This is a genomic window from Acidovorax sp. Leaf73, from assembly GCF_916855635.1.
Classification (GTDB): domain Bacteria; phylum Pseudomonadota; class Gammaproteobacteria; order Burkholderiales; family Burkholderiaceae_C; genus Acidovorax; species Acidovorax facilis.
Window position 1 is genome coordinate 1 of the sequence record NZ_CAKASI010000011.1, and the last position, 23,414, is coordinate 23,414.

General features: G+C 64.2%; 21 protein-coding genes. 4 read left to right on the plus strand and 17 right to left on the minus strand.

Annotated features, from left to right (window positions below):
• Nucleotides 1–166: 166 nt before the first annotated feature.
• The 6 genes from gshB to LPA35_RS25920 all read right to left on the minus strand — a co-directional run bounded on the left by gshB (nucleotide 167) and on the right by LPA35_RS25920 (nucleotide 9,127).
• Complete coding sequence (gene gshB, locus LPA35_RS25895; RefSeq protein ID WP_121508297.1) at nucleotides 167–1,123, minus strand: glutathione synthase; 957 nt, start codon at nucleotides 1,121–1,123, stop codon at nucleotides 167–169.
• A gap of 252 nt (nucleotides 1,124–1,375) precedes the next feature.
• Nucleotides 1,376–3,244 (minus strand): potassium transporter Kup, encoded by a 1,869-nt coding sequence (locus LPA35_RS25900; protein ID WP_121421466.1) that lies wholly within the window; start codon nucleotides 3,242–3,244, stop codon nucleotides 1,376–1,378.
• Between the two features lie 197 nt (nucleotides 3,245–3,441).
• Complete coding sequence (gshA, locus tag LPA35_RS25905; protein WP_055395416.1) at nucleotides 3,442–4,737, minus strand: glutamate--cysteine ligase; 1,296 nt, start codon at nucleotides 4,735–4,737, stop codon at nucleotides 3,442–3,444.
• Nucleotides 4,738–4,840: 103 nt separating this feature from the next.
• Complete coding sequence (locus tag LPA35_RS25910) at nucleotides 4,841–6,307, minus strand: TrkH family potassium uptake protein (RefSeq protein ID WP_228900232.1); 1,467 nt, start codon at nucleotides 6,305–6,307, stop codon at nucleotides 4,841–4,843.
• 24 nt (nucleotides 6,308–6,331) lie between these two features.
• Nucleotides 6,332–7,786 (minus strand): Trk system potassium transporter TrkA, encoded by a 1,455-nt coding sequence (gene trkA, locus LPA35_RS25915; RefSeq protein ID WP_228900234.1) that lies wholly within the window; start codon nucleotides 7,784–7,786, stop codon nucleotides 6,332–6,334.
• 60 nt (nucleotides 7,787–7,846) lie between these two features.
• Complete coding sequence (locus tag LPA35_RS25920; protein ID WP_228900236.1) at nucleotides 7,847–9,127, minus strand: glutamate-5-semialdehyde dehydrogenase; 1,281 nt, start codon at nucleotides 9,125–9,127, stop codon at nucleotides 7,847–7,849.
• Nucleotides 9,128–9,190: 63 nt separating this feature from the next.
• Between LPA35_RS25920 and LPA35_RS25925 the strand changes: the two genes are divergently transcribed.
• Complete coding sequence (locus tag LPA35_RS25925; RefSeq protein WP_156358621.1) at nucleotides 9,191–9,475, plus strand: hypothetical protein; 285 nt, start codon at nucleotides 9,191–9,193, stop codon at nucleotides 9,473–9,475.
• Between the two features lie 101 nt (nucleotides 9,476–9,576).
• Here LPA35_RS25925 and holA read toward each other — a convergent pair whose 3' ends face one another.
• Nucleotides 9,577–10,632 (minus strand): DNA polymerase III subunit delta, encoded by a 1,056-nt coding sequence (holA, locus tag LPA35_RS25930; protein ID WP_228900239.1) that lies wholly within the window; start codon nucleotides 10,630–10,632, stop codon nucleotides 9,577–9,579.
• Between the two features lie 194 nt (nucleotides 10,633–10,826).
• Here holA and rocF point away from each other — a divergent pair, with 194 nt between their 5' ends.
• Nucleotides 10,827–11,777, plus strand: coding sequence for an arginase (gene rocF, locus LPA35_RS25935; protein WP_121421472.1), 951 nt, complete (start codon nucleotides 10,827–10,829; stop codon nucleotides 11,775–11,777).
• Between the two features lie 96 nt (nucleotides 11,778–11,873).
• On the opposite strand, the gene lptE is transcribed toward rocF, so the two are convergent.
• The 6 genes from lptE to LPA35_RS25965 all read right to left on the minus strand — a co-directional run bounded on the left by lptE (nucleotide 11,874) and on the right by LPA35_RS25965 (nucleotide 17,982).
• A complete protein-coding gene (gene lptE / locus LPA35_RS25940; protein ID WP_055395428.1) occupies nucleotides 11,874–12,371 on the minus strand; it encodes an LPS assembly lipoprotein LptE in 498 nt (165 codons plus the stop codon).
• A gap of 5 nt (nucleotides 12,372–12,376) precedes the next feature.
• Complete coding sequence (gene leuS, locus LPA35_RS25945; RefSeq protein ID WP_228900242.1) at nucleotides 12,377–15,070, minus strand: leucine--tRNA ligase; 2,694 nt, start codon at nucleotides 15,068–15,070, stop codon at nucleotides 12,377–12,379.
• Nucleotides 15,071–15,205: 135 nt separating this feature from the next.
• Nucleotides 15,206–15,655: a biopolymer transporter ExbD gene (locus tag LPA35_RS25950; protein ID WP_055395432.1), complete on the minus strand. Its 450-nt coding sequence runs from the start codon at nucleotides 15,653–15,655 to the stop codon at nucleotides 15,206–15,208.
• 23 nt (nucleotides 15,656–15,678) lie between these two features.
• A complete protein-coding gene (locus LPA35_RS25955; RefSeq protein WP_055395433.1) occupies nucleotides 15,679–16,362 on the minus strand; it encodes a MotA/TolQ/ExbB proton channel family protein in 684 nt (227 codons plus the stop codon).
• Nucleotides 16,363–16,494: 132 nt separating this feature from the next.
• Nucleotides 16,495–17,340, minus strand: a complete 846-nt coding sequence (gene dapB / locus LPA35_RS25960; protein ID WP_228900244.1) for a 4-hydroxy-tetrahydrodipicolinate reductase — start codon at nucleotides 17,338–17,340, stop codon at nucleotides 16,495–16,497.
• Between the two features lie 81 nt (nucleotides 17,341–17,421).
• Nucleotides 17,422–17,982, minus strand: coding sequence for an outer membrane protein assembly factor BamE (locus LPA35_RS25965; RefSeq protein WP_055395435.1), 561 nt, complete (start codon nucleotides 17,980–17,982; stop codon nucleotides 17,422–17,424).
• A gap of 89 nt (nucleotides 17,983–18,071) precedes the next feature.
• Between LPA35_RS25965 and fur the strand changes: the two genes are divergently transcribed.
• Nucleotides 18,072–18,488, plus strand: coding sequence for a ferric iron uptake transcriptional regulator (gene fur / locus LPA35_RS25970; protein ID WP_055395436.1), 417 nt, complete (start codon nucleotides 18,072–18,074; stop codon nucleotides 18,486–18,488).
• Between the two features lie 174 nt (nucleotides 18,489–18,662).
• Here fur and hprK read toward each other — a convergent pair whose 3' ends face one another.
• From hprK to LPA35_RS25990, 4 genes are all read right to left on the minus strand, one after another.
• Nucleotides 18,663–19,619 carry an HPr(Ser) kinase/phosphatase gene (hprK, locus tag LPA35_RS25975; protein ID WP_055395437.1) on the minus strand — a complete coding sequence of 319 codons (957 nt, stop codon included), beginning with the start codon at nucleotides 19,617–19,619 and terminating at the stop codon, nucleotides 18,663–18,665.
• 35 nt (nucleotides 19,620–19,654) lie between these two features.
• Nucleotides 19,655–20,122 carry a PTS sugar transporter subunit IIA gene (locus LPA35_RS25980; RefSeq protein ID WP_055395439.1) on the minus strand — a complete coding sequence of 156 codons (468 nt, stop codon included), beginning with the start codon at nucleotides 20,120–20,122 and terminating at the stop codon, nucleotides 19,655–19,657.
• 113 nt (nucleotides 20,123–20,235) lie between these two features.
• A complete protein-coding gene (gene hpf / locus LPA35_RS25985) occupies nucleotides 20,236–20,571 on the minus strand; it encodes a ribosome hibernation-promoting factor, HPF/YfiA family (protein WP_010464246.1) in 336 nt (111 codons plus the stop codon).
• Nucleotides 20,572–20,808: 237 nt separating this feature from the next.
• Nucleotides 20,809–22,035, minus strand: coding sequence for an MFS transporter (locus LPA35_RS25990; RefSeq protein WP_176887400.1), 1,227 nt, complete (start codon nucleotides 22,033–22,035; stop codon nucleotides 20,809–20,811).
• A gap of 271 nt (nucleotides 22,036–22,306) precedes the next feature.
• Here LPA35_RS25990 and LPA35_RS25995 point away from each other — a divergent pair, with 271 nt between their 5' ends.
• Nucleotides 22,307–23,227: a phosphoribosylaminoimidazolesuccinocarboxamide synthase gene (locus LPA35_RS25995; RefSeq protein WP_218301903.1), complete on the plus strand. Its 921-nt coding sequence runs from the start codon at nucleotides 22,307–22,309 to the stop codon at nucleotides 23,225–23,227.
• Nucleotides 23,228–23,414 lie beyond the last annotated feature (187 nt).

The window sequence follows — 23,414 nt, forward strand, 5'->3', positions numbered from 1 at the left end:
TTCTTCTTCTACCCTCTCGATATCAGCAGCAACAGGACCTAGACCCCATCACCACCCACATCTTCAGCGTCACCACATTTCTGCAGAACCGCCTCAGTAGCGAAGCCCTCGACTATAGCACTAATTTAGAGAGACTGGAAAGAGATGGGGACGAAAATTCGCAAGACTACTGGGCAGAGGACGTCAATGCAGCCTCCAGGGCATCGATGAACAGGAAAGCGACATCGCACCCCGTCTGGTCAAAGATCTCCTGGAAGCAGGTGGGACTCGTGACGTTGATCTCGGTAACGCAATCGCCGATCACATCCACTCCAGCCAGTAGCAGGCCCCGCGCCTGAAGCACAGGCCCCAAGGCGTTACCGATTTCCCAGTCCCGTGTCGACAACGGCTTGGCAACACCCTTGCCTCCGGCAGCTAGGTTGCCCCGGACTTCGCTGCCCTGCGGGATGCGCGCCAGGCAAAAAGGCACTGGTGCCCCCCCGATGATGAGGACACGTTTGTCGCCTTCGACGATCTCCGGCAAGAACTTCTGAACCATGACACTTTGCGCGCCGTGGCGGTTCAGGGTTTCGGTAATGCTTCCCAGGTTGAGCCCATCCGGGCCCACGCGGAAGATTCCCATGCCGCCCATACCATCAAGCGGCTTGAGAATGATGTCCCCGTGCTCTGCATGAAAACGCTGAATGTCTGCGGCATCCCGCGTCACCAGAGTGGGCCCGATGAATTCCGGAAACTCCATGATCGCCAGCTTCTCCGGGTGGTCGCGCAGTGCACGGGGCTTGTTGAACACACGGGCGCCGTCACGCTCAGCTTGCTCCAGCAGGTGTGTCGCATAGAAATACTCACTGTCGAAAGGCGGGTCCTTGCGCATCAGCACAGCGTCGAAGCTGGCCAAGGGTGCACTGCGCTCGGGCTGTGCGGCGTACCACTGCACCGGGTCTGCTGTCAGTTGGATGTCGCACACACGGGCCGTCACCTTGCTGCCACGCTGCCAGGTAATGTGCTGCGGCTCGCACACCGCCAAGGTGTGCCCGCGCCGCTGAGCCTCGCGCATCATGGCGAATGTCGTGTCCTTGTAGATCTTGAAGCTTTGCAGGGGATCGGCAATGAAGAGCAGTTTCATGGTGTCGGGTCAGAAAGGTGTGCAGGTGCTGCCAATGGCAGATCACTTGCAGGCAGATAAGAAGAACAGGGAGCGACGCATGCAGTGCGCCGTGTACCTCACGCTGGTAAACGCCTGTACTGTTGCACAAATAGCGCAAAGCTGCCCGCGAACACCACGCCGCTGAGCGTCACCAGAAACGTAGAGGGTGTTGCACTGTAGATTTGAGGCCGCCAAGCGCCAGGGCCTGAAAACACTCAAAAAACAATTAGCTCAAATCTCGATCTTGGATCCGAGTTCGACCACTGCGTTGTTCGGCAGGTGCAGGAAGTCTGCCGCGCCGCTGGCGTTGTGGTGCATCTGGGCAAACAGCTTTTCGCGCCAGGGGGCCATGCCGCCGCCCATGGTGGGGATGACCGTATCGCGCGAGAGGAAGTAGCTGGTCGTCATGGCCTCCAGCTCGCAGCCCCGGCCGCGCAGCAGCTCCAGCGCGCGGGGTACGTCGGGGTCGTTCTTGAAGCCGTAGTGGATCACCACCTGCCAGCAGTCGTGGCCCAGCGGTTCAACCTGCAGGCGCTTGTCCAGTCCGATCCATGGCGTCTCGTGGTTGTGCACCGTCACAAAGAGGTTCTGCTGATGCAGCACCTTGTTGTGCTTGAGATTGTGCAAAAGCGCATTGGGCACCGCGCCGGTTTCGGCAGTGAGGAACACTGCGGTGCCATCCACGCGCGTGGGCGGACTGACGAACACCGACTCCAGGAAGTCCTTGAGGTCGATTGCGTCGGCACGCAACTTGTCATTCAGCAGGCGGCGCCCTTCCTTCCACGTCATCATCAACGAGAACACGATGCCCCCAATCAGCAGCGGGAACCATCCGCCCTGGAACAGCTTGAGCAGGTTGGACGCAAAAAACGCCAGGTCCACCACAAAGAAACAGCCTGTGGCCGCAATACACAACGCCAGCGGGTAGCCCCAGCCATAGCGGATCACGAAGAAAGTCAGCGTGGTGGTGATCAGCATGTCCAGCGTCACGGCAATGCCGTAAGCCGCCGCCAGGTTGCTGGACGAGCGGAACATCACCACCGCAAGAACGATGGCGGCGAACAGCCCCCAGTTGACCAGCGGCATGTAAATCTGCCCCGTGTCGCGCACGCTGGTGTGCTGGATATTCAGTCGGGGCAGGTAGCCCAACTGAATCACCTGCTTGGTCACGCTGAAGGCGCCAGTGATAAGGGCTTGCGACGCGATCACCGTGGCCATGGTGGCCAGCACCACCAGCGGGATCAGCGCCCAGTCGGGTGCCATCATGTAGAAGGGGTTCTTCACGGCTTCGGGCTCGGCCAGCAGCAGTGCGCCCTGGCCAAAGTAATTGAGCGTGAGCGCCGGCATGGCCACGCCAAACCAAGCCAGGCGAATGGGCCGCTTGCCAAAGTGGCCCAGATCGGCATACAGGGCCTCGGCGCCGGTCACGCACAACACCACCGCACCCAGGATGATGAAGCTGGTGCCCGGGTTGGCCCACATGAACCCGACTGCATGGTGCGGGCTCAACGCCCAGAGGATTTCGGGGTGGCCCACGATGTGAGAGACCCCCAGGAGGGCAATGCTGAAAAACCACACCAGCGTGATGGGCCCGAAGAACTTGCCGATCCCGCTGGTCCCGCGCTTTTGTACGGCAAACAGGCAAAACAGCACGACCAGTGTGATGGGAATCACGTACTGCTTGAAGTGGGGCGAGACCACCTCAAGCCCTTCCACCGCCGACAACACCGAAATGGCGGGGGTGATGACGCCGTCACCATAAAACAGCGAGGTGCCGAAGATGCCCACTGCCAGCAGCACGCCACGCAGCCGGGGTTTGTCCTTCACGGCCTGCGAAGCCAGGGCCAGCATCGCGATCAGCCCGCCTTCGCCATGGTTGTCGGCGCGCAGCACCAGCACCACGTATTTCAGCGAAACAATGACGGTCAGCGTCCAGAAGAAGATCGAAAGAATGCCGTAGATGTTGTCTTGCGTGAACGGCACATGGCCGGACCCGAACACTTCTTTGACGGCATACAGCACACTGGTGCCGATATCGCCATACACAACACCGATGGCGCCCAGCGTGAGCGCTGCGAGCGATGACTTGGAGCTTTGCACTGACCGCACCCGGCACACAAGGGTCGCCGGGTTCCGTTACTTTTGGGAACGCTATTGTGCGCTTGCGCCCGATCAAGCGCCTGGAGGCCACACCCTATGTTGCAACGCAGCAACTCACCCTTGGCAGTCGTGGGCCGACGTGGCAGGCAGCGTCCCCTGGCTGGCAGGAACGCGCCGTGGGCAATTCAGGGAGAACGCTAGTCGTACACCTCGGCGTCGGGGTTGGTGGCCTCCAGCTCATAGCTGGCTGCCAGCATCGCCAGGCGGCCCACCACGCCATACATATAGAAGCGGTTAGGCGCACTCACCCCCGGGCGCACGCCAGGCTGGGGCATGTGGGTGCTGTGCTCAAAGGCCAGCGGCACGAAGCTGGCGCCCGGTGCATTGAGGTTTTCGTCCACGCCGCGCTCGGCATGCATGCGGTAGAAACCGCCCACCACGTAGCGGTCCATCATGTAGACCACAGGCTCGGCCACGGCCTCGTGCACACGCTCTTGGGTCAACACGCCTTCCTGGATGATGAGGTCGTTGACCGGCTGGCCGTCCTTGATGACGGCCATCTTGTTCTTGGTCTTGCGGTTGACCGCATCCAGCTCCTTGGCATCGCGCACGGTCATGATGCCCATGCCGTAGGTGCCGTTGTTGGCCTTGACGATGACAAACGGCTTTTCGTTGATGCCGTATTCCTTGTACTTGCGGCGCACCTTGGTCAAAAGCGCATCCACCGTGGTCTGCAGCTTGTCCATGCCTTTGTCTTCGGCAAAGTCCACCTCGTCGCACTGGCTGTACATGGGGTTGATGAGCCAGGGGTCGATGCCCAGCATCTTGCCAAAACGCTTGGCCACCTCTTCGTAGTTCTTGAAGTGGGTACTCTTGCGGCGCACGCTCCAGCCCGCGTGCAGCGGCGGCAGCAGGTACTGCTCGTGGATGTCTTCCAGGATGCCGGGGGCGCCGGCCGAGAGATCGTTGTTGAGCAGGATGGTGCAGGGGTCAAAGTCCTTGAGGCCCAGGCGGCGCTTGGTGCGCACCACGGGCTCCAGCGTCACCGTGTCGCCGTTGGGCAATTCGATCAGCGTGGGCTTCTTGATTTCGGGGCTGATGGAGCCCACGCGCACGTTGAGCCCGGCCATGTTGAAGATGCGCTGCAGCTGCACCACGTTGGCCAGGTAGAAGGTGTTGCGTGTGTGGTTCTCCGGAATGATCAAGAGGTTGCGCGCCTCGGGGCAGATCTTCTCGATGGCAGCCATGGCGGCCTGCACGGCCAGGGGCAGCATCTCCTTGGTCAGGTTGTTCCAGCCGCCGGGGAACAGGTTGGTGTCCACGGGCGCGAGCTTGAAGCCGGCATTGCGGATGTCCACCGAGGTATAGAACGGCGGCGTATGCTCCATCCATTCCAGCCGGAACCAGCGTTCGATGGCGGGCATCGAGTCGAGAACGCGCTGTTCGAGTTCGTTGATCGGCCCGGTCAGGGCCGTGATGAGATGCGGAACCATGGGGAGCCCTCAGAGGAGACGGGAACGATTGCAATCCATTGTAGGGTTGGGGCGTGACCGGGCCTTCGCAAGCCCGCCGGGCGGATTTTTCGGGCAGCCCCGTTCAGCGCCGCCAAAACGCCGGGGTTAGCAAGGCCATAAAGCTCAGAATCTCCAGCCGCCCCAGCAGCATGGCCAGCGTGCACACCCACACCTGAAAGTCCGTCAATACGGCGTAGTTGGACGCTGGCCCCACACTGCCCAGCCCCGGCCCCATGCAATTGACGCTGGCGATCACGGCGGAGAACGCGGTCACCGGGTCCAGGTCAGTGAGCAGCAGGACCATGCTCAAGCCAATGATGGTGGCGCCATACACCAGCATGAAGGCGAGCACCGAGAAGATCACCCGGTTGTCCACCACCGCATCGCCCAGGCGCACCGGCTGCACGGCGCGGGGGTGCACCAGGCGGTTCATCTCGCGCCGCGCTTGCTTGAGCAGGATGAGCATGCGGACCATCTTGATGCCGCACCCGGTGGAGCCCGCGCTGGTCGCCACGCCCGACAGCAGCAGCATGAACACGGGCGCAAACACCGGCCAGCTCAGGTAGTCCACCGTGGCGTAGCCGGTGGTGGTGGCAATCGACACCAGGTTGAACATGCCGTAGCGCAGCGCATCGAGCGGCGCATACACGCCTTTCACCCACAGCAGCACCGACACCAGCAGCCCCCCGCCCACCAGCGTGAACAAGGTGGCGCGCAGTTCGGGGTCGCGCCAGAACCCCTGCCAGTGGCCTTTGCGAATAGCCACAAAATACAGCGCAAAGTTGCAACTGGCCACCAGCATGAAGCCCACGGCAATGGCTTCCAGCAAGGGCGACTGATAAAAACCGAAGCTGGTGTCGTGGGGCGACAGTCCCCCCAGGCTCACCGTGGAAAACATGTACATCAGCGCGTTCACCGGGTCCATGCCCCCCGCCCAGTACGCCAGCGCACACGCCGTGGAAAACAGCGCGTACACCCCCCACAGCCCTTTCGCGGTTTCGGTCATGCGCGGGGTGAGCTTGGCATCCTTCACCGGGCCCGCCGCCTCGGCCTTGAACAGCTGACTGCCGCCCACGCCCAGCAAGGGCAACACCGCCACGGCCAGGATCAGGATGCCCATGCCCCCCACCCACTGCAGGAAGGTGCGCCACACGTTCATGGACACGGGCAATGCGTCGAGCCCGGTGAGCACCGTGGACCCGGTGGTGGTCAGGCCCGACACCGCCTCGAAGTACGCATGGGTGAACGACATGGGCCGGCCGATTTCATGGGTGACCAGCATCAGCGGCAGCGCAGCAAACAGCGGCAGCAGCACCCAGACCAGCGTGACCAGCATCACGCCATGGCGCGGCTGCAGCTCGCGCCGGAACAGGCGCAGCTTCCACCACAGGCCGCAGCCTACGGCCAGGGTCGCAGCCATGGCCACTGGGTAGATGTGCCACACCCCATCGCGCAGGAACCACGACACCGACAACGGCAGCCCCATGGCCAGCGCAAAGATCATGATCAGGATGCCCAGCACCCGCAGCACGGGAAACATGTCCACCATGGCGTCGTTCTCGCAGGCCCTGCGTCAAAAGAAAGTGGCGCTCACGCGGAAGAGCTTTTCCACGTCACGCACCAGCCGCTTGTGCGGCAGGAAGAACACCACGTGGTCGTTGCTCTCGATGACGGTGGAGCTGCGCGGGATGATCACTTGGGGTTCGCGCAAATCATCAGGCGGCACGTCCGGCGAATCCGGCAGGCCGCGCACGATCAGGCCCATGTGCACCTCGTGCGGCAACTGCAGGTCGCTGACCTTGCGGCCGACCACGCGCGAGCTTTTGCGGTCGCCGCGCGCCACGATCTCCAGCGCTTCAGCCACGCCACGGCGCAGACTGTGCACGGCCTGCACATCGCCCTGGCGCACATAGGCCAGGAGCTCGCCCAGCATGGCCTGCGCAGGCGACAGCGCAATGTCGATCTGCGTGCCGTGCATCAGGTCGGCGTAGCTGCGCCGATTGATAAGGGCCAGCACCCGCTTGGCGCCCATGCGCTTGGCCAGCAGGGACGACATGATGTTGTCCTCGTCGTCATCGGTCAGCGCCAGGAAGAGGTCGATCTCTTCCACGCTCTCGCCGCCCAGCAGGTCTTCGTCCGTCGTATCGCCCTGCAGCACCAGCACATCGGACGGCAGACTGGACGCCAGCTCGATACAGCGATCAGGGTCGGACTCAATCATCTTGATGTGAAACCGCCCAGGCTCCTTGCTGAGCTGGCGCGCCAGCCGCAGCCCCACGCGGCCACCCCCGGCAATCATGATGCGCCGGACAGGCTGCCCCGGGCGGTCCCCGCGCCGGTGCAAGGCCGTGAGCACGTTGGCAATGTGGCCGCTGGCCGCCAGCACAAACACCTCATCGCCCGGCTCGATGCGCGTGTTGCCATCGCAGGCCACAAAGCGGTCCGGCTCGTCCTGAAACCGCCGGTAGATCGCCACCAGGCGCATGGCCACGTCGGGCAGGCTCTCGCGCAGCTCGCAGATGGTGCGGCTCACCATGGGCGCCCCGGCGCGCGCGCGCACCGACACCAGGCAGGCGCGGCCGCCCGCAAACTCGCGCACCTGCATGGCCTCGGGGTATTCGATCAGCTTGCCGATGTAGCGGGTCAGGGACTCTTCGGGGCAGATGATGCGGTCCACGCCAAAGCCCTCGGGGCCGGTCAGCCGCTCATCCAGCGTGAATCCGTTGGAACGCACCCGCGCGATGCGCTTGGGGATGTTGAACACCAGTTGCGCCACCTTGCAACACACCAGGTTGGTCTCGTCCTGTGCAGCGCAGGCGATCAGCAGATCGGTGTCCTCGGCGCCCGCCTCGGCCAACACGGCCGGTTCGATGCCATTGCCCACAACACCGCGCAGGTCAAAGCGCGACTCCAGGTCGCGCAGGCGGGCTGCATCGGTGTCGATGACTGTGATGTCGTTGCGCTCGGACACCAGGCTGTCTGCCACGCTCTGGCCCACACGGCCCGCGCCGAGGATGATGATTTTCATAAGAAATTGGGCCTTAGCGCTTTACAGGCAAGCGCTAGCAGCTATGAAATAAGGAGCAAATCAACCCCGCACCTCACCCTCGCCCAGCACCACGTACTTGAGTGAGGTCAGCCCTTCGATGCCCACCGGCCCACGCGCATGGAACTTGTCGGTGCTGATGCCGATTTCGGCGCCCAGGCCGTACTCAAAACCATCGGCAAACCGCGTGCTGGCGTTCACCATCACGCTGGCCGAATCCACCTCGCGCAGGAACTGCTGGGCGTGCATGTGGTCACGCGTCAGGATGGCATCGGTGTGGTGGCTCGAATAGTGGTTGATGTGGGCAATGGCCTCGTCCACACCGGCCACCACCTTCACGCTGATGATCGGGGCCAGGTATTCCTCGCTCCAGTCCTGCTCGGTGGCGGGGGTGAGGAGTGCGCCAGGCACGTCGGCCAGCAGCGCCAGCGACTCGGGGCAACCGCGCATCTCCACGCCCTTGGCGGCGTACACCACGCCGATCTGGGGCAAGAATTCGGCCGCCACGCCGCGCGCCACCAGCAGGCCTTCGCTCGCGTTGCAGGGGCTGTATTTGTTGGTCTTGGCGTTGTCAGCCACATTCACCGCCATGGCGATGTCGCAGGGGTCGTCCACATAGGTGTGGCAGTTGCCGTCCAGGTGCTTGATCACGGGCACCTTGGCATCGCGGCTGATGCGCTCGATCAGCCCCTTGCCGCCGCGCGGGATGATCACGTCCACAAACTGCGGCATGGCAATCAGCTGGCCCACGGCCTCGCGGTCCGTGGTCTGCACCAGCTGCACACCGTGCTCCGGCAGGCCCGCCTCCGCCAGTGCCTGCTGCACCAGCTTGGCCAGCGCCTTGTTCGAATCAATCGCCTCGGAGCCACCACGCAGGATGCAGGCGTTGCCGCTCTTGATAGACAGCGACGCGGCCTCGATGGTCACGTTGGGGCGGCTCTCGTAGATCATGCCGAACACGCCAATCGGCACGCGCATCTGGCCCACGCGGATGCCGCTGGGCTGCTGCTTCATGCCCAGGATCTCGCCAATGATGTCGGGCATGGCGGCGAGCTGCTCGCAGCCTTCGGCGCAGGTCTCCAGCACCTTGGGGCTGAGCTTGAGGCGGTCCACCATGGGCTCGGCCAGGCCGTTGGCCACAGCGCGCTCCAGGTCTTTGGCGTTGTCGATCTGCAGCGAAGCCACGTTCTCACACAGCAAGCGGGCCAGCGCCTTGAGCGCTTTGTTTTTGATAGCTGCTGGCGCTTTGGCCATCAGCGCAGAGGCCGTTTTGGCCTGGAGACCGAGAGAATGCGTGTATTCGGCGACGTTGAGAGCGTTCATCCAGCGATTTTGCCGCACTTGGCTTTACCCTTGCGGCCTTGCCCTACTCGCACATCCTTGGCCATGACCACCACCGCCCCCGCCCAGCTCGTCGCCCTGACCGAAGCCTTGCAGGCCTTTGAACGCGGCGACCACACCGCCGCCACCCTGAGCACCCTGGCCCGCCAGCAAACCACCCTGCTGGCCGCCCTGCCCCCACGCTACGGCGAGGTGCTGCTGAACCTGCTGGACCGGCTGGAGTCGAGCGCGCTGTTTTCGGAGGAAAGCTGCTCATTCAGCCAAAAGGATCTGGTGGCCAACCTGCGGATGTGGGCAGACAAAGCGCGCGGGGTGCTGGAGCAGCCCTGAAGCCCACGGGCAGACAAAGTCCGCCACTTCATCTTTGATAGCTACTTGCGCTTACTGGATAAGCGCCAGAGGCCAAAAACACTCAAATTTATCGGCCAACCTTACCGCGCGGCCTGGGTCAGCCTGCACACCTGCAACGCAAGCCTCTGCAGCGCCTGCCACCCGTCCGTGGGCCAATCGGGCTGCTTGAGCCCCTTGACGATGCCGTCCACGATATGCGCCGACTGCAGCAGGCGCGCCAGCGCCGCGTCGCTGGCCCTGGGCAGGATGCGTTCATACAGCTTTTCCTTGGCGCCCCACACCCGGTTTTCGCGCAGGGCCATGGGTAGAGGGCGGCCGGCGTTCATGGCGTCTTTCACGCGCTTCAAGGCACGGATGTCTTCGGCCAGCGCCCAGTGCACCAGCACTTCGGCCTCACCCTCGGCCTGCAGGCCGTCGAGCATGCGCTGCACGCGGGCGGTATGGCCTGAGAGCACGGATTCAGAGAGCTTGAACACGTCGTAGCGCGCCACGTTGAGCACAGCGGCTTCGACCTGGGCCTGTGTCAGCTCGCCGGGGGGGTGGAGCAATGCGAGCTTTTGGATCTCCTGGTGGGCGGCGAGCAGATTGCCCTCCACCCGGTCGGCAAAAAACTGCAGCGTGCGCTGGCCCTCCTCGCCCGCCACCACGCGCTGGCCCTGGGCGGCCAGACGCTGGGCGATCCACTGCGGCAGCATGCCGCGCTCGATGGGGTCGATCTGGATCGAGGTGCCGCTGGATTCCAGCGCCGCAAACCATGCGCCCGTGCGTGTGGCCTTGTCCAGGCGCGGCAGCATCACCAGCGTGAGCGTGCTGTCGTTGCCCTTGGCGGATTCAGCAATCTGCTGCAGCGCCACGCCGCCATCCTTGCCGGGCTTGCCCGAGGGGATGCGGATCTCGACGATCTGCTTGTCGGCAAACAGGCTCAAGCTGCCGCCAGCTGCCAGCACAGCGCTCCAGTCAAAGTGAGCGCCTGCTACCGTGTACGAGGTGCGTTCGGTATAGCCCTGAGCACGGGCCGTGGCGCGGATGGCGTCTGCCGCCTCCTGCTGCAGCAGGGGCTCGTCGCCATGCAACACGTAAAGCGGCGACAGGCCCCGTTGAAGATGCGGTGAGAGTTGGGCCAGGGCGACTTGCATGCGGCAAAGTTTATCGCCTGGGCAGGCCCGGCACTGTGCACATTGCCAGCAAATGCCCTCACAGTGCACAAGAGAGACCGCGAACTAGTCAGCTGCAGTGCTATTCACTGGCGCCCAAAGCCCCGAGAATTCCCCCGGGGCGCGTACACGCGCCCGTACCGACATCGACTGCCTTCCCAGAAAGCCCCCGCACCATGCCACCCAACGCCCTGCGCAGCGCCCAGCCCACCAGCCTGATCGGCGCCCCCACCGACATCGGCGCCGGGGCGCGCGGCGCCTCCATGGGGCCCGAGGCCCTGCGCGTGGCGGGCCTGCAGGCAGCGCTGGAGTCGCACGGACTGCAGGTGTTTGACCGGGGCAACTTGAGTGGCCCCGCCAACCCCTGGCAGCCGCCCGTGGACGGTTATCGACACCTGCCCGAGGTGGTGGAGTGGAACCAGCGGGTGTTTGACGCCGTGTATGCCGAACTGCAATTGGGCCACCTGCCCATCCTGCTGGGTGGCGACCACTGCCTGGGCTTGGGCAGCATCAGCGCCGTGGCCCGCCATTGCGCAGAAATGGGTAAGAAGCTGCGGGTGCTGTGGCTGGATGCCCATGCCGACTTCAACACCAGTGCACTCACGCCCAGCGGCAATGTGCATGGCATGCCCGTGGCCTGCCTGTGCGGGTTCGGCCCCGAGGCGCTGACCGGGCTGGCCCGCATGCCGGGCGGTGGCGCGGCGCTCCGCCCGTCGCAGATCCGACAAATCGGCATCCGCAGCGTGGACGCAGGCGAAAAGCGCTTTGTGCATGAGCAGGGCCTGGAGGTGTTCGACATGCGCTACATCGACGAGGTGGGCATGCGCCAGACCATGCAGCAGGCGCTGGCCGGACTGGATGCACACACCCACCTGCATGTGAGCTTTGATGTGGACTTTCTGGACCCCGACATCGCGCCCGGCGTTGGCACCACGGTGCCGGGAGGCCCCACCTACCGCGAGGCGCAGTTGTGCATGGAGATGATTGCCGACAGCGGGCGCCTGGCCTCGCTGGACATTGTGGAACTCAACCCCGCGCTCGATGTGCGCAACCGCACGGCGGTGCTGGCGGTGGACTTGGTGGAGTCGCTGTTTGGCAAAAGTACGCTCATGCGGACATCCCCCTGAGCACCTGCGCCTCGCCCATCACGAACGCCCGGCACGGCGCTGTCGCTGCCTGCTGCTCTGCGCTACCGCCAAGAGGCCACAGCCGCACGCCTGGGCTCAGCGCTTGGCCGCTGCCAGGCGGCGCATAAGCTGCTGCACCAGGTCGGTCCGCATGTTGCGGTAGAGCAGTGCTTCCTCAGCCTCCTTGGCCAGGGCGATGGTTTCGTTGTAGCTGATGTCGCGCTGCTGCAGCAGCTCGGTCTCGGGAATCAGTTCGGCACCTGCCGGGGTACGCAGCCGGAACCTGATGCGCAGGCGCAGCTGCAGTTCGCGCACCTGGCCGGAAGCATTGAGCCCCACCACCGCGCGCTCCTGCTGCTCCTGCAGCACATCCAGAATGGCATCGGCCGTGGGCATGGCCGCCGGGTCGCGCAGCAGCTGCAGCTTGCCGCCCGAACCCTCCAGCGTGCGCTGCAACTCCCGCGCGAGGGGCGAGCCTGCAGGTGCTGCGATGTAGAGCGAGTCAAACCCGAACTCGGGCACGCCCCGCAGCCGAAATCCGCAAGCGGACAGCAGGGCCACGGGCGCGAGGGAGAGCAGTGTGCGCTTGTTCATGGGGGCTATACCACCACGTTCACGAGGCGGCCAGGCACCACAATGACGCGCTTGGGCGCAGCGCCTGCAGCCTGGGCCACAAACGCCTCGCTGGCCAGGGCAATGCGTTCGATCTCGGCCTTGTCGGCCTGCGCGGGGACATGGATGGAGCCGCGCAGCTTGCCGTTGACCTGCAGCATGAGCTCGATCTCGTCCTGCACCAGCGCGTTCGCATCGACCTGGGGCCAGGGTGCATCCAGCAGGTCGCCCAGTTCGGCCGCGTAACCCAGGCCGCTCCAGAGGCTGTGCGCAATGTGGGGGGTGGCCGGGTACAGGCAGCGCAGCAGGATGCCAAAGCCTTCGATCAGCGCCACCTGAGCACCAGCCGAGTCGGTGGCCTTGAAGTCTTCGAGCGCGTTGATCATCTTCATCGCGCCGGAGACTACGGTGTTGTACTGCATGCGCTGGTAGTCGTAGTCCACCTGCTTGAGCACGGTGTGGATCTCCAGGCGCAGGGCCTTGGCTTCTTTGCCGAATTCCACATCTTTCAGGCTGCTGGCGCTTGCTACGCTTGCGCTTGCAGCTCCCATATCCATAGCAGACAGCTTGAGGCCGAAGTTCCACACCCGGCGCAGGAAGCGGTAGCTGCCTTCCACCGCCGCGTCGTTCCACTCCAGCGTGGCTTCGGGCGGGGCGGTGAACATGGTGTACAGGCGGGCGGTGTCGGCGCCGTACTTCTCGATCAGGTCCTGCGGGTCCACGCCGTTGTTCTTGGACTTGGACATGGTGCCCACGCCCTCGTAGTCGATGGGCGTGCCCACGGGCAACAGGCCGTCGCCGCTGGTGGCTTCGTTCTTCAGCTTGGCGCCGATGATCTTGCCGCCTTCGTCCAGCACGTGCTCCACGTCGTGCGGCCAGAAGTAGTCCTTGCCGCCCTTGGCGGTGCGGCGGCTGTAGATGTGGTTGAGCACCATGCCTTGCGTGAGCAGCTTGGTGAAGGGCTCGTCCACTTTCACCAAGCCCATGTCGCGCATGACCTTGGTCCAGAAGCGGGCGTACAGCAGGTGCAGGATGGCGTGTTCGATACCGCCGATGTACTGGTCCATCGGCATCCAGTAGTCGGCGCCACCGGCCACCATCGCATCGGCGTTCTTGGGGTCGCAATACCGCATGAAGTACCACGAGCTGTCCACGAAGGTGTCCATGGTGTCCGTCTCGCGGCGGGCGGCCTTGCCGCACACGGGGCAGGTCACGCCCGCGTGGAAGCCTTCGTGCTTGTGCAGCGGGTTGCCCGAGCCATCGGGGATGCAGTCTTGCGGCAGCACCACGGGCAGGTCTTTTTCGGGCACGGGCACGGCGCCGTGTTCATCGCAGTGGATGATGGGGATCGGCGTGCCCCAGTAGCGCTGGCGGCTCACGCCCCAGTCGCGCAGGCGCCAGGTGGTCTTCTTCTCGCCCAGGCCCTTCTGCTCCAGCGCATGGGCCACGGCGTTCACGGCTTCCTTGTACGACAGGCCGCTGAAGCTGTCGGAGTTGATGGTCACGCCACGTTGCTTGTCGGCGTACCAGTCGTTCCATTGGTGGTAGTCGAAGTGTTCGCCATCGACCAGCACGACCTGCTTGATCTCGATGCCGTACTTGAGGGCGAACGCGAAGTCGCGCTCGTCGTGCGCGGGCACGCCCATCACGGCGCCGTCGCCATAGCCCATGAGCACGTAGTTGCCGACCCAGACCTCGACCTTCTCTTCGGTCAGCGGGTGGGTGACGAACAGCCCCGTGGGCACGCCCTTCTTCTCTTGCGTGGCCAGCTCGGCCTCGGTCGTGCCGCCGCTCTTGCACTCTTCGATGAAGGCTTTCAGTGCAGGGTTGGTTTTGGCGGCATGGGTGGCCAGCGGGTGCTCGGGCGCCACGGCGCAGAAGGTCACGCCCATGATGGTGTCGGCGCGCGTGGTGAACACGTACATCTTGCCGTCGCCGATCAGTGCACCGTCGTCGCCCGCGATGTCGTGCGGGAAGGCGAAGCGCACGCCCTCTGACTTGCCGATCCAGTTTTCCTGCATCAGCTTCACGCGCTCGGGCCAGCCGGGCAGCTTGTCGCCGGTGACGAAGTCCAGCAGCTCTTCGGCGTAGTCGGTGATCTTGAGGTAGTAGCCGGGGATCTCGCGCTTTTCGACCACCGCACCCGTGCGCCAGCCCTTGCCGTCAATCACCTGCTCGTTGGCCAGCACGGTCTGGTCCACCGGGTCCCAGTTCACGACCTGGGTCTTGCGGTAGGCAATGCCCTTTTCCAGCATCTTGAGGAACAGCCACTGGTTCCACTTGTAATAGGTGGGGTCGCAGGTAGCCACCTCGCGGCTCCAGTCGATGGCCAGGCCCATGGCCTGCATCTGCTTTTTCATGTACGCGATGTTTTCGTACGTCCACTTGGCAGGGGGCACACCATTCTTCAGCGCCGCGTTCTCGGCGGGCAGGCCGAACGCGTCCCAGCCCATGGGCATCAGCACGTTGTGGCCGTTCATGCGCAGGTAGCGCGTGAGCATGTCGTTGATGGTGTAGTTGCGCACGTGGCCCATGTGCAGCTTGCCGCTGGGGTACGGCAGCATCGAGCAGGCGTAGAACTTCTTCTTGTTGGCGTCTTCCGTCACGCGGTAGGCATCGGTGGCGGTCCAGTGGCCGTGGGCGGCGCGCTCGACGTCTTGGGGAGAGTATTTGTCTTGCATGGGGGCTCAGGGGTGAGAGGGAGGTGCAGCCGCAGGGCCGCGCTGCGCAGATTTTAGGCTGTCAGGCCCCACCTTCCGCGCCTGGCGCCGCCAGCGGCCTGCGCAGAACGGCTGGCACGGCAGCGCACGGCGGTTTCAGGGGGCCTTGGCAGGGGCAGACGGCGCGCCTGCGGCCGGTGGCTCGGCCACAAAGCCGATGCGCTGCAGCCCGGCCAGATGCGCTGCGCCCATGACCTCAACCACGCGCCCGTAGGGCACTGCGGCGTCAGCGCGCAGCTGGATTTCGGTGTCGGGCCGTTCGGCGCCGATGCGGCGCAGGCGCTCAGCCAACGCGCTCTGCGACAGCGGCTGGTCGTCCAGAAAGGCTTGGCCCGACGCATCGACCACAAGGGTAACGAACTGCGGCGCACTACCGGGCGTGGCGCCCTCGGAGCGTGGCAGGTCGAGCCGGATGGAGCTGGCCAGCAGCGGTGCCGTGAGGATGAAGATGACCACCAGCACCAGCATCACATCGACCAGCGGCGTCATGTTGATGTCGCTCATGGGCTGTGGCCCGGTGGTGCGTTCGAGACGTCCGAAGGCCATGATGGATTCAACCTCCCTGGCGCTCAGGGCCGGGAATCGGCGGGGGCGACCGTGTCAATGACCAGTTCGCGCAGGTCGCGCGCAAACCCTTCCAGGTCCGCCTCGATGCGACCGATCAGCCGCCCAAACACGTTGTAGGCCAGCACGGCGGGGATGGCCACGGCCAGCCCGGCCGCCGTCATGACGAGGGCCTCGCCCACGGGGCCGGAGACGCGGTCGATGGTGATCTGGCCCGCGCCCGCCATGGCCGTTAGCGCATGGTAGATGCCCCACACGGTGCCCAGCAGCCCCACGAACGGCGCAGTGGAGCCCACCGTGGCCAGCAGCACCTGGCCAAACTGCAGGCGCCCCAGCACGCCATGCAGGGCATCGCGCAGCACCCGGGTCAACCGCTGGGACAGGCTGCCCGCGCTGGCTAATGAGGCCGGGGCATCGGGCAGAGAATGATTTGCTATTGAATTTGCAGCAACCACCAGAGGCAAGACCAGCGCAGCGCGGTCAAAAGACTGTAAACGTTGTGCTGCAACCTCCATGGATGGCGCCTGCCAGAACGCCGCAGTGCAGCGGGCCACATCGGCACTGGCCTGGCGCATGAGCCGCAGCTTCCAGACGATGACCACCCAGCTTGCCACCGACATGGCCAGGAGCACCAGTGCGGCACCCTGCGTGACGGCGTCGCCCTGGCGCCACCAGTGGAGAGCGTCCATCAATACCTCGTTATTTGGCGCATCGCCCGCAACTGGCGCGCCCGAAGCCAGTGCCACCGTGGAACTGGCTTCGCCAGGTCACGGGTGGCGTTCCCCTGCAGGGGGAAGATGCGAAGCATCTCAGGGGGTTTCTCATTGCAGACCGAGCACGTCGAACATGTCGAACATGCCCGTCTTGTGCCCAGCGAGGAACCGCACCGCCCGCAGGCTGCCCTGTGCGTAGGTGGAGCGGCTGGAAGACTTGTGCGTGATCTCGATGCGCTCGCCGATGCCCGCGAACAGCACGGTGTGATCGCCCACGATGTCACCACCCCGGATGGTGGCAAAACCGATGCTCGACGGATCGCGCTCACCAGTGACACCTTCGCGGGCGTACACGCCACATTCCTTGAGGTCGCGCCCCATGGCTTCGGCAATCACCTCGCCCATCTTGAGCGCGGTGCCCGAGGGCGCATCCACCTTGTGGCGATGGTGGGCTTCGATGATCTCGATGTCGTAGCCCGTGGCCATGGCCTTGGCCGCCATCTGCAGCAGCTTGAGGGTGACGTTCACGCCCACACTCATGTTGGGCGCCATGACGATGGCGGTGCGCTGGGCAAAGACGGCAATCTCGGCCTTCTGCGCATTGGTGAAGCCCGTGGTACCCACCACGGCTTTCACCCCGAGTTCGCAGCACACGGCGAGATGGGCCAGGGTGCCCTCAGGGCGTGTGAAATCAATCAGAACGTCGGCGTTTTTCAGGCCCGCAGCAATGTCGGCCGTGATGGCAACACCGCTGGCATGGCCCAGAAACGCGGTGGCATCCGAACCGATGCCGGGGCTGGACGGCACGTCCAGCGCGCCTGCCAGCACACAGTCGTCACTGGCGCGAAGGGCCTCGATCAGCATGCGGCCCATGCGACCGGATGCACCGGCAACGGCAACACGGAGGGGGCGCGAGGGCGTGGATGCGGGGGCAGGCGAAGGGGTCCCTGTCATGAGTGTCCTGTACGTTGTCGTTGGCTTTGAAGTGAGGCGGGCATCGATCTACCCGTTGCCCCACCGGCCAGATCGCGAAAATCAGCGTGCTGGCGCTTCCAGCGGCGGGTAACTGACAGAAGCAGGCTCCAGCGGGGGCGCTGTCGGGGAGGCAGATGGCCGTTGCGACGCAGGGTAGCGGGCCAGTTGCTCCGGTGTGGCCTCCAGCACGGGCACCTTGCTTTTGGAGCCACGCGAGCCCAGTGTGGCCACGAACTCGGTCTCTGTGGGCATGGGATCGCCTTCGGAGCGATCCAGCCCATCGCCCTTGAAATACACGGTCAGCTTGCGGGTCTGGGCTTCTTCACCAGGGCGCTTGAGCGTGAACACGTATTCCCAGCGGTCTGCATGGAACAGGCTGGTGACCAGCGGCGTACCGAGGATTTCACGCACCTGCTGGCGGCTCATGCCGGGCTGGAGCGCCTCGACCTGCTCGCGCGACACAAAATTGCCCTGCACCACATCGATTTTGTAGGGAGTGACAATGCTGGCAATGCGGGTACTGGCACCATCCAGGCTACTGCAACCGGCCAGGGCGGCCACGCTGGCACCGACCAAAAGGACCAGGCCCAGGCGGGCGCTGCAACGGGCTTTGACGGGCATGGGTAAAAGGGCTGAGGATATGATCGCCCCATTGTAGCGGCAGGCCTTCTGACCTTGAGGCCGAGGCCCGCATCCCGAAAGACCATGCCATGACTAACATCGACGAACTCAAAAGCACGGGACTCAAGGCCACGCTGCCCCGCCTGAAGATTCTGGAGATCTTCCAGAAAGGCGAGCAACGCCACATGACGGCCGAAGATGTGTTCCGCGTGCTCCTGGAAGAGCGTTCGGACATTGGCCTGGCCACGGTCTACCGCGTGCTCACGCAGTTCGAGCAGGCCAGCATCCTGATCCGCAGCAATTTCGAGAGCGGCAAGGCGGTGTACGAACTCAACGAAGGGCAGCACCACGACCACTTCATCTGCACGTCGTGCGGCAAGGTGGAGGAGTTCTACGACCCCGAGATTGAAAAACGCCAGCAGGCCGTGGCCAAGGCCAAGGGCTGGCTGGTACAGGACCACACCATGGCCCTGTATGGCCAGTGCGCAGCTTGCGCTAGCAAGTAAGCCCCCCTGAGTCGCCTTCGGCGCCTTCCCCCGAGGGGGACGCACCCAGTGGCCCGGCGAAGCCGGTTCCACGGGTGCACTGGTATTGGCGCGCGCCAGTTTCGCAGCATCTGAACCTAAATTGGCTGTAGCGCCTGCCTGTCAAGCGCCGGCAGCTATCAAATACGCAGCATACTAGCCGCCTGTATCGCGCTCCATGGCGCGGCGATGGCGCTCCACAAATTCCTGGTAGGTATCAATGCCGCGCAGTTGCAGGATGGTGTTGCGCACGGCGGCTTCGACCAGTACAGCGATGTTGCGGCCGGCCACCACCTGAATCACGACCTTGAGCACAGGCACGCCCAGCACGTCTTGCGTGAGTGGCTCATAGGGCAGGCGCTCGTAGTCGCGCTCCAGGGTCTCCTTGCGCACAAGGTGCACGATGAGTTTGAGGCGCATCTTGCGGCGCACAGCCGTCTCGCCAAAGATGGCTCGGATATCGAGCAGACCGATACCGCGCACTTCCAGCAGGTTCTGCAGCAGATCAGGGCACTTGCCCTCGATGGTGGTCTGGTTGATGCGGTAAAGATCCACCGCGTCGTCGGCCACCAGGCCGTTGCCGCGCGAAATCAGCTCCAGGCCCAGCTCGCTTTTCCCCAGGCCAGATTCGCCGGTGATCAGCACCCCCAGGCCGAGAATGTCCATGAACACGCCGTGCATGGTGGTGCGGTCGGCAAAGTGCTTGGACAGGTAGGCACGCAGCACGTCGATCACAAACGCCGAGGACTCGTGCGTGGAGAACATCGGGATCTGCGCGCGCTCGCACATCGAAACCAGTGCATCGGGGGCGGTCTGGTCGTCGGCCAGCACCAGCACGGGCGGCTCCAGCGTCACGATGCGGGCAATGCGACGCTTGCAATCGTCGGGAGACGCACTGCTCAGATAGGCAATCTCGCGCTCGCCCAGGATCTGGACGCGGTAGGGATGGATGTAATTGAGGTAGCCGACCAGATCGGCCCCGGAGCGCGCGGACCGCACGGCCACTTCGTCAAAGCGCCGCTCGGAAGCGCCCAGCCCGGCCACCCACTCCCACTTCAGGGGGCCGCGAAATTCCTCAAACAGAACATCGGCGCTGACAACATTGGGCTTCACGGCGAATCAGCGAAAGTGCGCAGCGCCAGACAGGCTCAAGCCGTTTGCGTGGACTGCCAGCCGGCAATCATGCCGTGCAGTTCGGCAGCATCGGTGCAGGCCTTGAGCCTTTCACGCAGGGCCGAATCGCTGAGCAGTTCGGCAATCTCGGAGAGGATTTCGAGGTGCTTCTGGGTGGCTGCTTCAGGCACCAGCAGAAAAATCAGCAGGCCCACGGGCAATTCGTCTGGCGCATCGAACCCGATGGGGTTCAACAGCTGGAACACAGCAGCCATCGGTGCCTTGAGGCCCTTGATGCGCCCGTGGGGAATGGCCACGCCATGGCCCAGACCGGTGGAGCCCAGGCGTTCACGCGCAAAGAGGCTGTCGGTGATCAACGCGCGCGAGAGACCGTGCTGGCTCTCGAACAGCAGACCCGCTTCTTCAAAAGCACGCTTCTTGCTGGTGGCGTCAACGCTCACAAGCACTTGAGCGGAGGGCAGGATGGAGGCGAGTCGGTTCATGGTCAAGGGTAACAATTATGCACATATTGGCGAAAACCCTGAGCGCGGAGCTGTGGGCAACAAAAAAACCGCCCAAAAGGGGCGGCTGCTGTGCCAGGCTCAGGGCTGGCGCATCAAGCGTGCAGTTCGCGCTTGGCGGCTTCGTGGTGGTGGTCCTGCAGGCGATCCTTGTGGCGCACCACCTGACGGTCCATCTTGTCGACCAGTTCGTCCACGGCAGCATACAGGTCGGCGTGGGAGCTTTCGGCAAACAGGTCGTTGCCCTTCACATGGATATTGCATTCCGCTCGCTGCCGCTTTTCCTTCTCCTTTTGCTTCTCTACCGTCAGCAGTACCTTGACGTCGACAACTTGGTCAAAATGGCGGGTGATCCGGTCCAGCTTGGTGGTGACGTAGTTGCGCAAGGCTGGGGTAACTTCGAGGTGGTGACCGCTGATCGTCAGGTTCATAAATAAGTCTCCTGTAACACTCTCTGTGGAAGAAGCGCCGCCCTGGATCAGAGGAGCGGCCCGGCGAACTTGGATGCATCCCGTTGACGTGAAGTCACTATGCCCCCGCCCTTCCTGAAAAGCAATCCCATTCCGCCCCGACCCGCTGGGTTATGCCCGCCAAGGTGCCAAGCCTCCAAAAAGCGCGCACAATGGCTGAGTTGCCAGGGAGCACACGCCCCGCCAGTCGGCGGTTGCTCAGCGTGCCGAAGGCGCTGCACCGTGCAGCGTCAACCGCCCTGCCACCACCATCGACAGCAGGCTCGCGGCAATACCCACCAGCGCCGCCATCCAGTAGTTCTGCACCAGTCCCTGCGCGTCGCGGCTGATCAGCATCCCGCCCACCAAAGACGCCGCCCCCATGGCCGCAGACTGCACCGATGCGTTCAAGGTCATGAAGGTACCGCGCAGCGGTGCCTGCGCCGCAGAGGCCACGATGGCCATGCCCGGAATCATCCGGCCGCTCACAAAGGCAAACATCAGGGTGGACACCGCCAGAACGCCCCACAGCGGCAGCCCCTGCACCAGCGTGATGCCCAACAGGCAGGGCGCCGCAGCCAGGGCCAGCCAGCGAAAGGTTCGCACCTTGCCGCGCAGGTCCGTCAACCGGCCAAACAGGCGCGCGGTGAACAGGGTCGCGACACCTCCACACAGGTAGGCCACCGGAATCTGGTCGGCCCGCACACCAGCATTGGTCTGCATGTAGATGGTGATGTAGGGAATCACCGTAAAACCTGTAAACATGAGCAACGCGGAGAACAGGAACGCCCAGCGATGGTTCGGGTCGACAAGCACTTGTCCGATGCCGCCCAGCGCCGTTCGTCCGCTGGCCGCCTGCACATGGGCCGTCATCGCCGGCATGGTGCGCGCCGCCAGCACGGCCAGCAGCCCCACCATCGCGGCAATCGCAATGAACGGCATGTTCCAGCCGCCCACCTCGGCAAGGATCAGCCCCAGCGGAACACCGGCCACGGTCGATACCGAGAATGAGGTCATCACGATGCCCATCGCACGGCCGCGCCGCTCGAACGGGATCACGTCAGCCACGATGGTTTGCGACAGGGCCGACAAGACACCCCCGAATGCCCCCGCCAAAACGCGCGCCACCATGAGCGTGCCGTAGGTGGGCGCCACGCCACAGGCCAGTGTGGCCAGCCCAAACAGGACGTAGAGAACCAGCAGCAGCCGCTTGCGCCCGAACCGGTCGATGTAGGTGGAGGCCAGCAACCCCGAAGCCCCAGCCGAAAGCGTGTAGGCCGACACCAGCAGCCCGAACTGCGCGTCGCTGATGGAAAACAGCTGCGTGAACCGGGGCCCCAGCGGCATCATGATCATGAAGTCAAGGATGTGGGTGAACTGAATGCCCGCCAGGGTGAGCAGCAGCCAAAGTTCGCGGCGGGGAGTGAGCGCAGAGGTGGAGGGCACAGGGGGCGCGGCCAAAGGTGGCGCTGTCAGATTCAGGGCCACACAGTGTGCCGCAAGCTCACCGAGCGCGCAGGTCCGCACTAGCGCCCTCATGCACGCCGGTACATGCCCCTGCCAAGCCCCCACCGAGCCCTTGCCGCAGACACGCGTCAGACCCGCGCGTAAAATCCAAAGGTTGCGCGCACGCACTTGAAGACTTCACCAGCTCCCGCGCTTCACTCCCCGTTTTGCGGCCTGCCTGCAGCGCACATCGATCGCCCACACCGACACCATGACCCAGCCCAGCTCCAACGCCCTGCACACCTCCGCCCTGACATCGCTGCCCCTGCTGGCACGCGGCAAGGTGCGCGACAACTACGCCGTGGGCGACGACCGCATCCTGATGGTGGCCAGCGACCGCCTGTCGGCCTTTGACGTGATCATGGGCGAGCCCATTCCGGGCAAGGGCGAGCTGCTCACGCAGATGGCGCTGTTCTGGTTCGACAAGCTCGGGGATATCTGCCCCAACCACCTGACGGGCGACGCGCCGGAAAGTGTGGTGTCTCCGGAAGAAGCCCCGCAGATCCGTGGCCGGTCCATGCTGGTGCAGCGGCTGCAGCCCATTCCAGTCGAAGCCGTGGTGCGCGGCTACCTGGCCGGCAGCGGCTGGAAGGAATACCAGGAATCACGCGCGGTGTGCGGGGTACCCCTGCCGGAAGGGCTGACCAATGCCGCCAAGCTGCCCGAGCCCATCTACACCCCGGCCGCCAAGGCCGCTGCGGGCGAGCACGATGAAAACATCACGTTCGAGCGCACGGTGGAGATGATTGGCCTGGACCTGGCCACCCGCATCCGCGACCTGAGCATTGCGATCTACAAGGCTGCTGCCGACATCGCGCTCGCCAAAGGCATGATCATTGCCGACACGAAATTCGAGTTTGGCCTGGCGCCCGATGGCACGCTGGTGCTGATGGACGAAGTGCTCACGCCCGACAGCTCGCGCTACTGGCCCGTGGAAGGCTACGAGGCCGCCCTGGCCGCTGGCCAGAACCCACCGAGCTACGACAAACAATTTGTGCGCGACTGGCTGGAGCAAGCCCAGGTGAACGGCAAGCCCTGGGACAAGACCGCGCCCGCGCCCCGCCTGCCGCGCGAAGTGATCGAAAAGACCGCCGCCAAGTACCGTGAAGCGCTGGAGCGGCTGACGGCCTGACGCCTCCGTCAGCCCCCACCAAAAAGAAAAGGCCCTTCCCGGGCCTTTTCTTTTTGGTGGTGACCCGTCCTGAATGAGGTTGACACCTTTCTGTTCATCAGGAAGGAAAGTCAAGTGGATCAATGGGTTAAGAGAACGCAGAAGGACTACACACTGGCCTTTAAGCTGGCGGTGGTGGATCAGGTAG

Excerpts from the sequence above, each read along its gene's own strand:
- holA (WP_228900239.1), bottom strand. The coding sequence starts at position 10,632 with ATGCAAGTCGCCCTGGCCCAACTCTCACCGCATCTTCAACGGGGCCTG.
- trkA (WP_228900234.1), bottom strand. The coding sequence starts at position 7,786 with ATGAAAATCATCATCCTCGGCGCGGGCCGTGTGGGCCAGAGCGTGGCA.
- fur (WP_055395436.1), top strand. The coding sequence starts at position 18,072 with ATGACTAACATCGACGAACTCAAAAGCACGGGACTCAAGGCCACGCTG.
- lptE (WP_055395428.1), bottom strand. The coding sequence starts at position 12,371 with ATGAACAAGCGCACACTGCTCTCCCTCGCGCCCGTGGCCCTGCTGTCC.
- leuS (WP_228900242.1), bottom strand. The coding sequence starts at position 15,070 with ATGCAAGACAAATACTCTCCCCAAGACGTCGAGCGCGCCGCCCACGGC.
- LPA35_RS25965 (WP_055395435.1), bottom strand. The coding sequence starts at position 17,982 with ATGCCCGTCAAAGCCCGTTGCAGCGCCCGCCTGGGCCTGGTCCTTTTG.
- LPA35_RS25995 (WP_218301903.1), top strand. The coding sequence starts at position 22,307 with ATGACCCAGCCCAGCTCCAACGCCCTGCACACCTCCGCCCTGACATCG.
- gshB (WP_121508297.1), bottom strand. The coding sequence starts at position 1,123 with ATGAAACTGCTCTTCATTGCCGATCCCCTGCAAAGCTTCAAGATCTAC.
- dapB (WP_228900244.1), bottom strand. The coding sequence starts at position 17,340 with ATGACAGGGACCCCTTCGCCTGCCCCCGCATCCACGCCCTCGCGCCCC.
- hpf (WP_010464246.1), bottom strand. The coding sequence starts at position 20,571 with ATGAACCTGACGATCAGCGGTCACCACCTCGAAGTTACCCCAGCCTTG.
- LPA35_RS25910 (WP_228900232.1), bottom strand. The coding sequence starts at position 6,307 with ATGGTGGACATGTTTCCCGTGCTGCGGGTGCTGGGCATCCTGATCATG.
- rocF (WP_121421472.1), top strand. The coding sequence starts at position 10,827 with ATGCCACCCAACGCCCTGCGCAGCGCCCAGCCCACCAGCCTGATCGGC.
- LPA35_RS25950 (WP_055395432.1), bottom strand. The coding sequence starts at position 15,655 with ATGGCCTTCGGACGTCTCGAACGCACCACCGGGCCACAGCCCATGAGC.
- LPA35_RS25925 (WP_156358621.1), top strand. The coding sequence starts at position 9,191 with ATGACCACCACCGCCCCCGCCCAGCTCGTCGCCCTGACCGAAGCCTTG.
- LPA35_RS25980 (WP_055395439.1), bottom strand. The coding sequence starts at position 20,122 with ATGAACCGACTCGCCTCCATCCTGCCCTCCGCTCAAGTGCTTGTGAGC.
- LPA35_RS25920 (WP_228900236.1), bottom strand. The coding sequence starts at position 9,127 with ATGAACGCTCTCAACGTCGCCGAATACACGCATTCTCTCGGTCTCCAG.
- LPA35_RS25955 (WP_055395433.1), bottom strand. The coding sequence starts at position 16,362 with ATGGACGCTCTCCACTGGTGGCGCCAGGGCGACGCCGTCACGCAGGGT.
- gshA (WP_055395416.1), bottom strand. The coding sequence starts at position 4,737 with ATGGTTCCGCATCTCATCACGGCCCTGACCGGGCCGATCAACGAACTC.